Origin of the sequence: Shewanella maritima (assembly GCF_043643735.1) — a bacterium.
Classification (GTDB): domain Bacteria; phylum Pseudomonadota; class Gammaproteobacteria; order Enterobacterales; family Shewanellaceae; genus Shewanella; species Shewanella maritima_A.
Window position 1 is genome coordinate 16555 of record NZ_JBHZSM010000011.1, and the last position, 13622, is coordinate 30176.

Sequence of the window (13622 nt, forward strand, 5' to 3'; positions counted from 1 at the left end):
ACCTTCAACATTCAACATTCAACATTCAACATTCAACACGCTAGTATACAATCTCACTTCTTAAGACAGTGTTTTTATGTATCCCTTTAAAATGGAGTTTGTAACTTTATTGTACTTTTAATGACAGGTTTTAGCGATGACATTGAAAGTCATTTGAAGCATGTATGTTATTTCGTCTAGCCTTTTATAAAATCAAGCAGGGGATGTGCATGGTTTAGATGTCTTGCCTAGTGGACTCAATGTCACTCTTAGACTAAAACTAACATGTTATTCAAAGCCTAATCTAATGATCACCACCTAAACATTTAATTAGTTAGATTAGGACAAAAAAACAGCTAAGGCATGGACCTTAGCTGTTCATTGACTTTAATTTAAATGGTTACTGTTGATTATCCTGATATGCCTTTCCGTAAAAGCTATCTAGCAGAATCTGCTTAAGTTCACTTATCAGTGGGAAACGGGGATTTGCCCCTGTACACTGATCATCAAAGGCATGTTCTGCAAGCTCATCTAATTTAGCCAAAAAGTCTGCTTCATTAATACCTGCCTCTTGAATTGAAGCAGGTATTCCCACAACCGACTTAAGTTGATCGATTGTAGCAATCAGTAATTCAACTTTCTTACTATCTGATTTGGCTTTATCAACACCATCAATCTTTAAATGATCAGCAATGGCAGCATAACGGCATAAAGCTTTTGGTCGGTCATACTGACTGAAAGACGCTTGCTTAGTCGGTATATCCGTTGCGTTGAAACGAATTACATTACTAATTAACAATGCATTAGCTAAACCGTGAGCAAGGTGGAACTCCGCACCAAGTTTATGTGCAAGTGAATGACAGATCCCTAAAAATGCGTTGGCAAATGCAATGCCTGCAATTGTTGCTCCGTTATGTACTTTTTCACGTGCAACAGGTGCATTTGCGCCTAATTCGTATGCTGCAGGTAGGTGTTCAACCAATAAATCTAGTGCTTGCAAGGCTTGTCCATCACTGAATTCATTGGCCATGACACTAACATAAGCTTCTAAGGCATGTGTAACAGCATCTATACCACCAAAAGCAGTTAGGGATTTCGGCATATCCATCACTAAATTAGGGTCTACGATGGCAACATTGGGTGTTAACTGATAATCGGCAATAGGATATTTCATGCCCGTTATTTCGTCAGTAACAACAGCAAATGGTGTCACTTCTGACCCCGTCCCTGAAGTAGTAGGAATAGCTACCATTTGTGCCTTAACACCTAACTTAGGAAATTTATAAATACGCTTACGTATATCCATAAAGCGTAGCGCTAAATCAGCAAAATCAACTTCTGGGTGTTCATATAATACCCATATAATTTTGGCTGCATCCATCGGTGAACCACCACCTAGCGCGATAATGACATCTGGTTGAAAGCTTTGAGCAACTTTCGCACCTTGTTTCACAATCGCTAGCGTTGGATCGGCCTCTACTTCATAGAAAACTTCCGTCTCTAACCCTTGAGCTTTCAAAATTTTAATTGTTTCGTCGCAATAGCCATTATTGAATAAGAACTTATCGGTCACAATTAGCGCACGTTTTTTGCTAGCCAGCTCTTCTAACGCGATTGGTAAACTACCACGGCGGAAATAAATAGATGACGGGAGTTTATGCCACAACATATTTTCAGCCCTTTTAGCGACAGTTTTTTTGTTGATTAAATGGCTTGGGCCGACATTTTCAGAAATAGAATTTCCGCCCCACGAACCACAACCTAAGGTCAGTGATGGAGCGAGTTTGAAATTATACAGATCGCCAATACCACCTTGAGAAGCAGGGGTGTTGATTAAGATCCTGGCCGTTTTCATTCTAAATCCAAATGCTTTTACGCGTTCACTTTGACTATCTTGATCTGTATATAATCCTGATGTGTGCCCAATACCACCGAGTGTGACCAAAGCTTCTGTTTTATCCATCGCATCATTAAAATCAGCTGCGCGGTACATACCTAGCAATGGTGAGAGCTTTTCATGTGCAAATGCTTCTGCTTCATTTATATCAGCAACTTCACCAATCAACACTTTAGTCCAACTTGGTACCTTGATATTAGCCATGGCAGCAATAGTTGAAGCACTTTGGCCGACAATATCGGCATTTAAGCCACCATTTTTCAAAATAACACCTTGCATGGCTTTTGTTTGCTTCTTAGACAACATATAACCACCATGGCTTGCAAACCGTTCTTTTACTTGTTCATAAATACTGTCTACTACAACAACCGCCTGCTCTGAAGCGCAGACAACACCATAATCAAACGTTTTAGACATTAAGATTGAACTAACTGCACGTTTAATATCTGCTGTTTCGTCAATAATAATTGGCGTATTACCCGCCCCAACACCGATGGCAGGTTTACCAGAAGAATAAGCTGCCTTAACCATACCTGGGCCACCAGTGGCAAGGATCAGATTGATACTATCGTGCGTCATCAGCTCGTTTGATAATGCAACTGAAGGCTCATCAATCCAACCAATAATATCTTTTGGGGCACCAGCTGCTATAGCTGCATCTAAAACGATCCTTGCTGCTGTTGTTGTCGATTGTTTTGCCCTTGGGTGAGGCGAGAAGATAATGCCATTACGCGTTTTAAGGCTGATCAATGCTTTAAATATGGCAGTGGAGGTGGGGTTGGTTGTTGGCACAATGCCGCAAATAATACCGACTGGTTCAGCAATTGTGATAGTACCGAAAGTGGTATCTTCGTCAATGATGCCGCAGGTTTTATCATCCTTATATTTGTTGTATATATATTCAGAAGCAAAATGGTTTTTGATCACTTTATCTTCTAATAACCCCATACTTGTCTCAGTTGCCGCCATTTTTGCTAGTGAAATGCGAGCATCAGTTGCAGCGAGCGCAGCGGCTCTAAAGATGGTATCAACTTGTTCTTGCGAATAATTAGCAAAGGTTTTTTGTGCTTTTGCGACACGGTCGATGAGCTGGTTTAATTGCTCTGAATTGGTGATAGACATAATCTTCACTCCCTTAAAAGTTGTTAACTAAAATTATTTAATTAACGACTCTTTGTTTTCCTTTTAAAATACTATGTTTTAAAATTACCGATTAATTGGGGTTTTTGTCGTGATCAGCCCCACAATTTAATAATTTGTGAAATTTAATTACAGAATATTTTATGAAAATTTGAAATGTATTCACGATAAGGACACAACGTGAAAATTAATGAAGGTATCCATCAGGGAAAATAGTGATGAGCTAGCGAGCCATAGCTAACAATTTGATGTCACCTAGGCCAGATGTAATGTGCTTGAAAAGGCTGATACTCTACTTTACTAGAGTAGAGGGTGCTTTTACTGACTATTTAGCAAAGGCTTATATCTAGCAGCCTGTATATTTACCGCTCTAAACTGAGTTCAAAAATCCCAGTGGATTTGGGACCAAAGAGTTGTTGGTGTAATCTGCCTGCAAATTCATCTGTCATACCAGAAATATAATCAGCAATAACTCGCATTCCGCTTCCATTTTCTTGCTCTAACAGCCAACGGTTTTGAGTATTTACGGGTAACAAGCGTTGTGGATCGCATGCAAAAGCTTCAAATAATTCCATAACGATTTGTTGACCTTTAAACTCCAACATCTGAATTTCAGGTTTCCTGATAACATACTGATACACGAATTGTTTTAGTATATGCAGTGCTTGAGCAAAATCAGCTTGCATTACTGCATTGTATTTTAATAATGATTGATCAAAATCTGCATCCTGCTCGATATCGATTGCTGTGACAAAAGCATTAACTAAAGTCCCAATTGCATCTTTTCTTAAATGGTGTTCATGGGAGAACAATTTATTGGTAATAACATCTATTTCTTTACTTAACCATTTGTCGTTGATTTGTACCAATTGTTCAACAACTGCAAGCTGCCAATGTGATTGATTAACTATACCCATGACGATAGCGTCTTCTAGATCATGCACAGCATAGGCAATATCATCTGCTAACTCCATTATGGAACAATCTAGTGATTTAAAACGCGTTTTTAAATGAGGGTAGGTGCCAACAGCACTTTGCTCACTTGTAATAAAGCGCGCTTTATCTTGTTCAGACAGACAATCTAATACCCAGTTTAAACTGTCCTGATCATCATTAAATATGCCTTTAACTGATTGCCATTCAAGGGGCTTTAACTGTCTAAAATTGTTTATTTCTGGTTTTGCTGTATCAATATAAAGTTGTTGGTGTGTAGCAGGATACTTCAGCATACCTAACAAAGTTCGACGGGTAAGGTTCATTCCCCAATTGAGGGTATATGGCTCAAGCCGAGTAAGAATTCTAAAAGTTTGCCCATTACCCTCGAAGCCACCATCATTGCGCATCATATAATTTAATGCAGCCTCACCACCATGACCAAATGGCGGGTGGCCAATGTCATGTGCTAAACATAAGGATTCAATGAGACTATTTGTGTTGAGTAACGGCGCTAAGTCAGCATGCTTTTGTAATAATTGAGCACTAATACCCGTTCCAATTTGTGCGGCTTCTAAAGAGTGGGTAAGGCGAGTTCGGTAGAAGTCATTCAAACCAATACCTAATACTTGCGTTTTCGCTTGTAAGCGTCGGAAAGCTGCTGAATGCAAAATTCTTGCACGGTCACGTTGATAGGGGGTTCGCAAGTCATGACGACGATGTTTGTCTTCACCGTGTTGTCTTGCATGCCAAGCCTGGTCGTCTAATGCTGCATGTAATGTTAGATCTGACACCGTTATCACACCTCTCAATTTACGAAAATTTGATATTATTACTATTACTTGCGTATCTATCTACTCTCTGGTCAACCTGATTGACAAACCTCAGAAGGCTTCTAACAACAGACTATTCTGATTGACTTAACTTATCTAGGGTTAATGTGCAGCTATCGAGAAATATTTCCATAAAACACTTTACCTCTGGCATGGTTTGCTTAAACAACTCAAGTTTCTCATCAAGATTTTGTTTTACATGATGAAACTCATCATTATTAAAACGAAGCTCATTGGCAGTTTTAACATAAGCTTGTAATAAGTCTGCTGCTTTAACGATAGATTTGTACTCAGGGTCAACTTGCGATTGAACTATCAGTGGTGCCATTTCTTCTCGTAAGTCTTCTGGCAAGGTTGCTAGGCATTCTTTCTCAGCTAAATTTTCCAGCTTTTTAAAGGCTTGAGTAAATTCTGGGTTGTGATATTTAGTATTGCTATTCATATCCTGAAGTTTAGTTTCAGATACTTCATGGAATAGGGCTAATGTTGCGGCATGTTCAGGGTTGAGGTTAGAGCCATAGCGTTTATTTTTTATGACTACCAGCATATAAGCGATTACCGCGACTTGATGACAATGTTCAGAAACATTCTCTTCCTGAAAACAATGCATTAATGCCCATCGCTTCAATAAAGGCATGCGCGTTATCCATGCCATAAAAGTGCTTTGTTGTTGCATACTCATTGGAACTCCTTAAGCCAATAAATAATTTGTTTAACACATCAATTTTTTTCACGCTAATTTAAATTTTGTACCTTGCAATTAACTAAATTGAAAATTTTGCCTGTATTGGCGTGTGGTCTGATGCTGTTGTTGGTAATGAGTTGGCTTCAATTAAATTCAAGTCACGATAGTAAAGATGATCTAAAGGTAAGCCTAATACGCGTTTTCTTACATCGATTTCATAGCGCACTTCATGTAAACCATGTTCTATCGCTAAGTGCTGAATCGTGTGCAGTCTTTCTTTTCGCCAAGTATTGAAGTCACCTGCAAATAGAACTGGGCCTTGATGTGACTCTATATCATTAAATACTTGACGGATCTGCGCCTGATAACGGCGTAAACCTAAATCGAAGTTAACCCCATGTAAATTAACGACTAATATTGTTTTCCCATTCGACAAAGGGTATTCAGCAACCAAACTCGATTTGGCAAATCGAATAATAGGTTCAATTTGCCTATATACACATGCTGACTCAGGTTTAGTTTTTGATAAATTCATGACTCCCATTGGAGTGTCTAAGATTTTAAAAGCTTTCGCCATGGCTACATGTTGATCGATTTTATTGATGAATTCGTAAAGGCTAGTGTTAAGTTTAGCCTCTTGTAATAGTACAAGCTGATGATAATCAGTTAGCTGTGTCAATTCATTTTGCCAAAGTTGTCTTTTTTGTTTAAAAATATTCCAAACCGCGACACTCAACTGACCATTATGATCTAAATAGCCATGACTTGTTTGCTGTTCACACCTGCCGACAAAATGTGCATCTTGTTTTCTTAGCATAATTTGCGGCGCTCCATTAAGTAGCTGGATAACAGATACATAAATACCCACAAACACAACTGCAGTTATGATCAGGGCAATGATTGATTTTTTCTTGTTCAATAGTCAGTCTGAATTGCCAATTATATAAATGAACTATACCTAATTTAATTCAAATAGGTACAATGAAACTTCGCTAACCTTCTGTATGAGTTATTTATTTTTTCATGGACAAACTAACACAGTTTCTAGCTATCGCCAGTGTGGCCATCTATTGGTTAATCTTAGCTGGTATAGCAATTAGAATTGTGATCAAACGTAGAAGTATTGGTGTTTCCTTCGCTTGGTTATTAATTATATATTTTGTGCCATTTGTGGGCATTTTCGCTTACATGCTTTTCGGCGAGTTGAATTTAGGAAAGACAAGAGCAACCCGAGCTAAAGCCATGTTCGAGCCTTATGCTCAATGGTTCACTAAATTGTATGATCATGCCTCACATCAACCTAATAGTCAGAGCAATTATGCAACGACGATCAGCAACCTGTGTAATTCTCAGTTACATATTCCTTCTTTAGTTTCTAATGAACTCTCACTGCAAAATACTCCTGAACAAATATTAAATTCAATCGTAGATGATATTGATAAGGCTAAAACTGAAATCAGTATGGCATTTTATATATGGCACCCGGGCGGGCTTGCTGATGCCGTAGCCAATGCGTTAATCCACGCCGCTAAACGGGGGGTTGATATTCATATCTTATTAGATGCTGCAGGGAGTAGAGCCTTCTTCAAATCTGGCTGGCCTAAACGTATGCAAAAAGCAGGTATAGATGTTAGACCTGCATTACGCGTAAGCCCTTTGAGAATGTTCTTTCGCCGATTAGATTTACGATTACATAGAAAAGTAGTCGTGATTGATAATCATATTGGTTATACAGGTTCAATGAATTTAGTCGACCCAAAGTTTTTTAAAGCTGGCAGTAGGGTTGGCGAATGGATAGATGTGATGGTTCGGATCACTGGCCCAGTAGTGCCTGTACTCAACACCATTAATGCATGGGATTGGGAAGTTGAAACCAATGAGCGCAATGTACCGCTACATCCAACTTTATCACAGTGCTCTGCAACAACTTCATTAGTTCAAACCATTCCTTCAGGCCCAGGTATGCCCGAAGACGTTATTCATCAAGTGTTTTTGCAAAGCTTATATCAGGCTGAGAAACGAGTGGTGATCACTACGCCATACTTTGTTCCAAGCGAAAACTTGATGAATGCGCTAGTGACAGCTTCTCTGCGTGGTGTTGATGTTAATTTAATCATCCCTAAATACAATGACTCCATTATGGTACGGTGGGCGAGTAGTTCCTTTTTTGCAGAATTATTAAAGGCTGGTGTCAAAATTCATAAATTTACCGGCGGCTTATTGCACACTAAATCTGTATTAGTTGATGATGAGCACTGCCTGATTGGCACAGTTAATATGGATATGCGAAGCCTATGGCTAAACTTCGAACTGACTTTAGCCGTTGACGATATTAAATTCTGCCAAAAGTTAGCTAATCTACAACAGCAATATATGGATGAGTCAGAGCAAGTCGATATTGAGCAGTGGCGTAATAGACCCGTACATCATCGATTTTATGAGCAGTTCTTTTACTTGTTTAGCCCATTACTATAATCAAAATGCTCGGTTATACACATAAAACGCCATACTAAGTAGTATGGCGTTTTTAATGATTAAAAAAATAATGAAGTTATTGATTTACTGCGAGTACCCATCTAAAAATCTTGCTAAACCGTCCATTGCTTTTTGTAAATCTTCTTTATGAGGTAAGAAGACAATGCGTAGATGATCAGGCTCAGGCCAGTTAAATGCGCTGCCTTGAACCAATAACATCTTTTCAGTTTTTAATAAGTCTAAAACTAATCGCTCATCATCCCTTAAGTTAAACTTTTTAACGTCTAGCTTGGGGAAAGCATAAAGTGCTCCTTTAGGTTGCTTAACTGATACGCCAGGAATACTATTTAGTGCATCAAAACACACATTCCTTTGTTTGGTAAGTCTACCATTTGGCAAAATAAGCTCATTAATGCTTTGATATCCTCCTAATGCAGTCTGAATAGCATGTTGATTAGGAACGTTTGAGCATAGTCGCATAGATGCCAGCATATCCAAGCCTTCAATATAATTCTTGGCGATTTTCAAGTTTCCGCTTAGTACCATCCAACCAACGCGAAAACCTGCAGCACGATAGGCTTTTGATAAGCCATTAAACGTTACTGTAAGAATATCATCTGATAACGATGCAGCATGAATATGTTGTGACTCGTCATAAAGAATTTTGTCGTATATTTCATCTGCAAATAAAATCAAATCATGCTGTCGGCACAACTCAATAACGTCTAATAACAACTCACGACTATAGACTGCACCCGTTGGATTGTTGGGGTTGATTAGCACAATACCTCGGGTGCGGGAGGTAATTTTACTTTTAATATCTTCAAGATCAGGAAACCAATCAGATTCTTCATCACAACGGTAATGAATAGCCTTACCACCAGCAAGATTAGCAGCTGCTGTCCACAGAGGATAATCGGGCGAGGGGATAAGTACTTCATCATCAGTATTTAATAAACCCTGCATCGCCATGCAAATTAATTCAGATGCACCATTACCGATATAGACATCTTCGACGTCAATGCCAAAAATTCCGTGAGACTGATAATGCTGAACAATCGCTTTACGCGCTGAGAACAAGCCCTTTGATTCACAATAACCTTGCGCACTGGGGAGATTTAAAATCACATCACGTACAATTTCTTCAGGTGCATCAAACCCAAAAGGTGCTGGATTACCGATATTTAATTTGAGAATACGATGACCTTCATCTTCAAGGCGACGTGCCTCTTTATGCACTGGTCCTCGAATGTCATAACAAACTGTATCTAACTTGGTGGATTTTATGATTGGGCGCATAACAACTCGCAATTATCGGTAACTATTGCTAGCACAATAGCGAATTACAATAAGCAGAGAAAGGCCTTAACTCATTAAAATTGACTTTATGTAGATAAATTCACTTATAACGTAGGGCTTGTGTGTAATAGTCGTTAAGTTGAGAATTATTTAAGTACAAAAAAGCCAGCAGTTATGCTGGCTTTAGTAAAAGGGTGCAAGTGTTATACACGCTTTTTAAATTCACCAGTGCTTGGGTCGATAGCAATCTTATCACCGGTTTTTACGAATTCTGCAACAGTAATGGTTGCGCCGCCTTCAATGGTTGCAGGCTTCATGACTTTACCTGAAGTATCACCACGTGCAGCAGGCTCGGTATAAGTGACTTCACGAATGATCGTTGCTGGTAACTCAACAGAAATTGCTTTACCTTCATAGAAGGTAACCTGACACTGTTCTTCCATACCATCTACGATGTAATCTTTTGCATCACCTAGGTTTTCAGCTTCAACGTCATATTGATTGTATTCTGCATCCATGAACACATACATAGGATCAGCAAAATAAGAGTAAGTACAATCTAGACGATCTAGAATGATATCTTCCATCTTATCTTCACCCTTGAAAGTACTTTCAGTGGTTGAGTTTTGTAAAACGTGCTTAAGCTTCAATTTAACGATTGCAGCGTTACGGCCAGAGCGAGTCGTTTCAGTTTTTAGAACAACCCAAGGGCTGCCATCTAACATGATCACGTTTCCAGGGCGGAGTTCATGAGCAGTTTTCATTACAATGATTCCTATATTTAGGTTTTGATTTATGCTGCCGTATATTAACGACTTTTAGTGAAAGCGACTAGTCGTGAAGCAAGATCTGTTTGATTTAATGCCATCTTTGCCCATTTTTGAGCCGCATTTAGCAATTCTGCATACTGCTTTTGCAATATATCAATATTATTGGATGTCATCTCATCACTAGCACAATTAAAACCAACGACTAAGTCACGATAATTCTGTATCAGAGATTCGGGTAAAACTTGTTGATAATAATCTAAAAATGCATTGAGTTTAATCAAGTGATAATCTTCATCTTGCGGGTAGATATGCCAGATAAATGGCCTTGCTGCCCACTGTGCGCGTAGAAACGAATCTTCACCTCGCACAATATTAATATCACAACTCCATAATAGGCGATCATAACTAGGCTGATCTGTCATAGGGATAATATGAATGGCAAGTTGATTAATGTTGAGGCAATCACCAACATTTATCTCATCAACTATCATATTGTAATTATCAGAGAGCAGGGCACGGATACTGGTTAAACACTTACCTTGCGGCACCAGTAGGTGTTTAGTTGGTCTCAGGGTATCACCTAAAGGTGTTTCATTGTCATCAGATGACAAGAATGAGATGTAATAGCCTAATATATTAGTTTCATAGCTAAATAAGCTGATAACTTGGTGATGGGCTTCTATGCCATGTAAGCCAAGTTGGTTAAACAACCTCAATTTATTGCTTTCATCAGCTTGCCATTTTTCTCGAAGCTCACCCAAGTTGGTTTCATGCAACAACCCGCCAGTTTTCTCATTGAAGCCAGGAAAGAAGAACCATTTATTAAGGCCATTTGCCTGTAATGAGGGTAAACCATGGCAACCATCAACCCAGGACTCTGCTGATAAGTACTCTAAATTAATCCAAACTGGTTGCTGATGATTGTGTCTTGCATAAATAAGTTTTTTAATTACCTGTGAAGGCAATTCACAAGCAAAAGCCTCTACTAAAACATCCCCAGCTAAATATCTTGGAGAAGCTTCTTTATTCCAGTGAATAATATTCACATCGCTCACATACTGTAAACTGGTTAATGGATTCATCTCAGGCAATATGTGATGGAAACTGTTCAGATCATCTACCCACAAATTGACTGTGATAGCATATTCAGCGGCTAGCTGTTTAGCTAAACGCCATGTCACGCCAATATCACCATAATTGTCTACAACGACACAAAAGATGTCCCACTGTGGTGTTGATGCTTGTGTATCATTGCCGTTTTGATCAGCGACTAAAGTGTGTGTCATATTGAAAGTTTATTGAATTGAATATATAAAAAAAGCGGCTTAAGCCGCTTTTTTCAATGAAGTAATGTTAGTCAACTAATTCAGCTAAACACATTTCTTCATAAATTTGTTTTACCCATGCGTCAACACGCTCTTCAGTTAGTTCAGGTTGACGGTCTTCGTCAATGCCTAAACCAATGAATGTGTTGTCATCAACAAGTGCTTTAGACGCTTCAAAGTCATAACCTTCTGTTGACCAGTTACCAATAATGATACCGCCTCTCGCTTCAACAATATCGCCGACCATACCCATGGCATCTAGGAAATATTCTGCGTAATCTTCTTGGTCACCGCAGCCGAAAATAGCGACTAATTTATCAGTGAAGTCAATTTGTTCAAGATCAGGGAAAAAGTCATCCCAATCACATTGTGCTTCACCGTAATACCAAGTTGGAATACCGAATAATAACAAATCGAACTCTGCGATTTGCTCTTTGGTGCTTTTGGCGATGTCTTTTACATCAACCATAGATTTACCCAGTTTTTTCTGGATCATTTTGGCGACGGCTTCGGTGTTACCAGTGTCGCTACCGAAAAAAAGACCTACAGTTGCCATTGTCTATCCTTTAAATATTAATTCGCTGTAAGGCGATGACGAAATACGCATCAGCTATTGATTTGTTGTTGCAGTATACACTCAATTAACTGACTTCGACTGATGTTACTGTCCAATGCTTGTTGGTTCAAGGCGTCGTACAAATCTTGTGACACCTTTAACTCAATTCGCTTTAAACCATTAGCGCGATCACGCTTTATTTGATTACGTTTATTGATCTTTAATTGCTGTTCACGTGAGTGAGGATTACTTCTCGGTCTTCCTCTACGTTTCTCTGTGGCAAATAGGTCAATTGTTGTTCTATCTGTTGTTTCTTTTGCCATTAATTTTTAACCGACCCCTGAACCTTCCCAGGTCATTTGAATGATACCCTTAGCAACAAAGCCTGCACATCCAAGAAATAAAACTAACCATACGATGTATTGGCCAAATTTAGGCACATTACCTTGTTTCAGTACATCGCGAATTGCCATTCCGATAAAGAAAAATATGGCTGCAAAAAACAAATTAAGACCAAAAGCTTCAATTTGTTCAATGTACTGATTCAACATAAAACTACCTGAGCGTTAAACGTATGGTGAAAAAGAGGCGCGAATATAACACATTGCTAAAGCGTCTGCTAGGGCCTGCTGATCTTTGCTGATTAGAGTTTGTTCGATTTAAAAGCACTTTAATCGAGGCGTGAGCAATGTCGTTTAGTAACCTAAACAAATTTGCTCATAACAATGAGTAAAGTGCTTTTAAACGAACCTTACAGGCAGCACTTGTTGTCATTTCTGCTGCGTTAATGACTTATCATGTGGAATAACCACACATCAAAGTCGTTGTCTTGTATAAACTTCCAACAAGTCGCTGCAAAAATAATCTTGAAAGTTCAACAGGCCCTATTAATCGAATTTAATTTTTACTAATTTTTTGTGTAAAGAATTCATTTATTAATCGATTAAAAATGACTGGCTTTTGTGCATGTAACCAGTGGCCGGTACCATTGAGAGTTTTAGCCGTCACCTGAGGAAACTGAGCAAGAATTTGTTCACGATGACTAGCTTGAACATAATCAGAATCTCCACCACGGATAAACAAGCACGGGGATAGGTAAGGGGACCATAATTGATCTTTATTGTCTTGGTTAAATGGCCAGCCGATAATATCGTCATAAGAAGCCAATAAACCATCTAGGTTCATTTTCCATTCAAACCCGCTATCAATTCGCTTTAAGTTTTTTAATAGAAATTGCGCTGTACCATCATCGATACCCATTTGCTTCATATGAGCTAATGCATCACTACGGTTTCTAATCGAATCAAATGGCATTGTTGTCAATGCATTAAACACTTGGCCATGTCTTGGTTGATATGCCACAGGTGCAATATCCGCGACAACGAGTCCAGATACTTTTTGAGGATGCTGTAAGGCGATTGCCATGGCAATCTTACCGCCCATTGAATGGCCGACAAAATGGGCTTTCGAGATACCATGTTGGTCCATGAAGTGAATAAAATCATCAGCGAGGGTAAGATAGTCCATGTGATCACTATGCTCACTGTCACCATGATTCGTCACATCAAATCGGTAAACAGTGAAATGGCTTTCTAAGCTAAGCGCAAGGTTCTTTAGATTATCTAAATTACCAAATAAACCATGAATAATGATAACAGGGTCGCCCTGACCATGAGAAACAACATGCATGTGAAATTACTACCTATATTTATTTGCTGCAGATTGTGAGC

At 38.9% G+C, this 13622-nt stretch carries 12 protein-coding genes; 1 reads left to right on the top strand and 11 read right to left on the bottom strand.

The window, feature by feature from the left end; translation table 11 throughout:
• Positions 1–379: 379 nt before the first annotated feature.
• The 4 genes from adhE to ACHUGF_RS12410 all read right to left on the bottom strand — a co-directional run bounded on the left by adhE (position 380) and on the right by ACHUGF_RS12410 (position 6386).
• Positions 380–2998, bottom strand: coding sequence for a bifunctional acetaldehyde-CoA/alcohol dehydrogenase (adhE, locus tag ACHUGF_RS12395; RefSeq protein WP_394131613.1), 2619 nt, complete (start codon positions 2996–2998; stop codon positions 380–382).
• Positions 2999–3378: 380 nt separating this feature from the next.
• Positions 3379–4743 carry an anti-phage deoxyguanosine triphosphatase gene (locus ACHUGF_RS12400; protein ID WP_394131615.1) on the bottom strand — a complete coding sequence of 455 codons (1365 nt, stop codon included), beginning with the start codon at positions 4741–4743 and terminating at the stop codon, positions 3379–3381.
• A gap of 112 nt (positions 4744–4855) precedes the next feature.
• The gene (yfbR, locus tag ACHUGF_RS12405) at positions 4856–5458 is read right to left on the bottom strand and encodes a 5'-deoxynucleotidase (RefSeq protein WP_394131800.1); all 603 of its coding nucleotides are present in this window, start codon (positions 5456–5458) and stop codon (positions 4856–4858) included.
• 88 nt (positions 5459–5546) lie between these two features.
• On the bottom strand, positions 5547–6386 hold the full coding sequence (locus ACHUGF_RS12410; protein ID WP_394131617.1) for an endonuclease/exonuclease/phosphatase family protein: 840 nt from the start codon (positions 6384–6386) through the stop codon (positions 5547–5549).
• A gap of 104 nt (positions 6387–6490) precedes the next feature.
• Here ACHUGF_RS12410 and cls point away from each other — a divergent pair, with 104 nt between their 5' ends.
• The gene (gene cls, locus ACHUGF_RS12415; RefSeq protein ID WP_394131619.1) at positions 6491–7942 is read left to right on the top strand and encodes a cardiolipin synthase; all 1452 of its coding nucleotides are present in this window, start codon (positions 6491–6493) and stop codon (positions 7940–7942) included.
• 84 nt (positions 7943–8026) lie between these two features.
• Here the strand turns inward: cls and ACHUGF_RS12420 are convergent, their stop codons facing one another.
• The 7 genes from ACHUGF_RS12420 to ACHUGF_RS12450 form a co-directional block, all read right to left on the bottom strand.
• The gene (locus tag ACHUGF_RS12420; protein WP_394131621.1) at positions 8027–9241 is read right to left on the bottom strand and encodes a pyridoxal phosphate-dependent aminotransferase; all 1215 of its coding nucleotides are present in this window, start codon (positions 9239–9241) and stop codon (positions 8027–8029) included.
• Between the two features lie 203 nt (positions 9242–9444).
• Positions 9445–10005 carry an elongation factor P gene (gene efp, locus ACHUGF_RS12425; protein ID WP_394131623.1) on the bottom strand — a complete coding sequence of 187 codons (561 nt, stop codon included), beginning with the start codon at positions 10003–10005 and terminating at the stop codon, positions 9445–9447.
• Positions 10006–10049: 44 nt separating this feature from the next.
• Entirely contained in the window at positions 10050–11297 is a 1248-nt protein-coding gene (gene earP, locus ACHUGF_RS12430; RefSeq protein WP_394131625.1) for an elongation factor P maturation arginine rhamnosyltransferase EarP, read from the bottom strand.
• 67 nt (positions 11298–11364) lie between these two features.
• Positions 11365–11892 (bottom strand): flavodoxin FldA, encoded by a 528-nt coding sequence (fldA, locus tag ACHUGF_RS12435; RefSeq protein ID WP_394131627.1) that lies wholly within the window; start codon positions 11890–11892, stop codon positions 11365–11367.
• 50 nt (positions 11893–11942) lie between these two features.
• Positions 11943–12215, bottom strand: a complete 273-nt coding sequence (gene ybfE, locus ACHUGF_RS12440; RefSeq protein WP_394131629.1) for a LexA regulated protein — start codon at positions 12213–12215, stop codon at positions 11943–11945.
• A 6-nt stretch (positions 12216–12221) separates the two neighbouring features.
• Complete coding sequence (locus ACHUGF_RS12445; protein WP_394131631.1) at positions 12222–12443, bottom strand: DUF2788 domain-containing protein; 222 nt, start codon at positions 12441–12443, stop codon at positions 12222–12224.
• Positions 12444–12789: 346 nt separating this feature from the next.
• A complete protein-coding gene (locus ACHUGF_RS12450; RefSeq protein ID WP_394131633.1) occupies positions 12790–13581 on the bottom strand; it encodes an alpha/beta fold hydrolase in 792 nt (263 codons plus the stop codon).
• Between the last annotated feature and the right edge of the window lie 41 nt (positions 13582–13622).

Bases quoted from the DNA above. Each gene is read 5' to 3' on its own strand.
- cls (WP_394131619.1), top strand. From the start codon at position 6,491: ATGGACAAACTAACACAGTTTCTAGCTATCGCCAGTGTGGCCATCTAT.
- ACHUGF_RS12445 (WP_394131631.1), bottom strand. From the start codon at position 12,443: ATGTTGAATCAGTACATTGAACAAATTGAAGCTTTTGGTCTTAATTTG.
- ACHUGF_RS12450 (WP_394131633.1), bottom strand. From the start codon at position 13,581: ATGCATGTTGTTTCTCATGGTCAGGGCGACCCTGTTATCATTATTCAT.
- adhE (WP_394131613.1), bottom strand. From the start codon at position 2,998: ATGTCTATCACCAATTCAGAGCAATTAAACCAGCTCATCGACCGTGTC.
- ybfE (WP_394131629.1), bottom strand. From the start codon at position 12,215: ATGGCAAAAGAAACAACAGATAGAACAACAATTGACCTATTTGCCACA.
- ACHUGF_RS12420 (WP_394131621.1), bottom strand. From the start codon at position 9,241: ATGCGCCCAATCATAAAATCCACCAAGTTAGATACAGTTTGTTATGAC.
- earP (WP_394131625.1), bottom strand. From the start codon at position 11,297: ATGACACACACTTTAGTCGCTGATCAAAACGGCAATGATACACAAGCA.
- yfbR (WP_394131800.1), bottom strand. From the start codon at position 5,458: ATGCAACAACAAAGCACTTTTATGGCATGGATAACGCGCATGCCTTTA.
- efp (WP_394131623.1), bottom strand. From the start codon at position 10,005: ATGAAAACTGCTCATGAACTCCGCCCTGGAAACGTGATCATGTTAGAT.
- fldA (WP_394131627.1), bottom strand. From the start codon at position 11,892: ATGGCAACTGTAGGTCTTTTTTTCGGTAGCGACACTGGTAACACCGAA.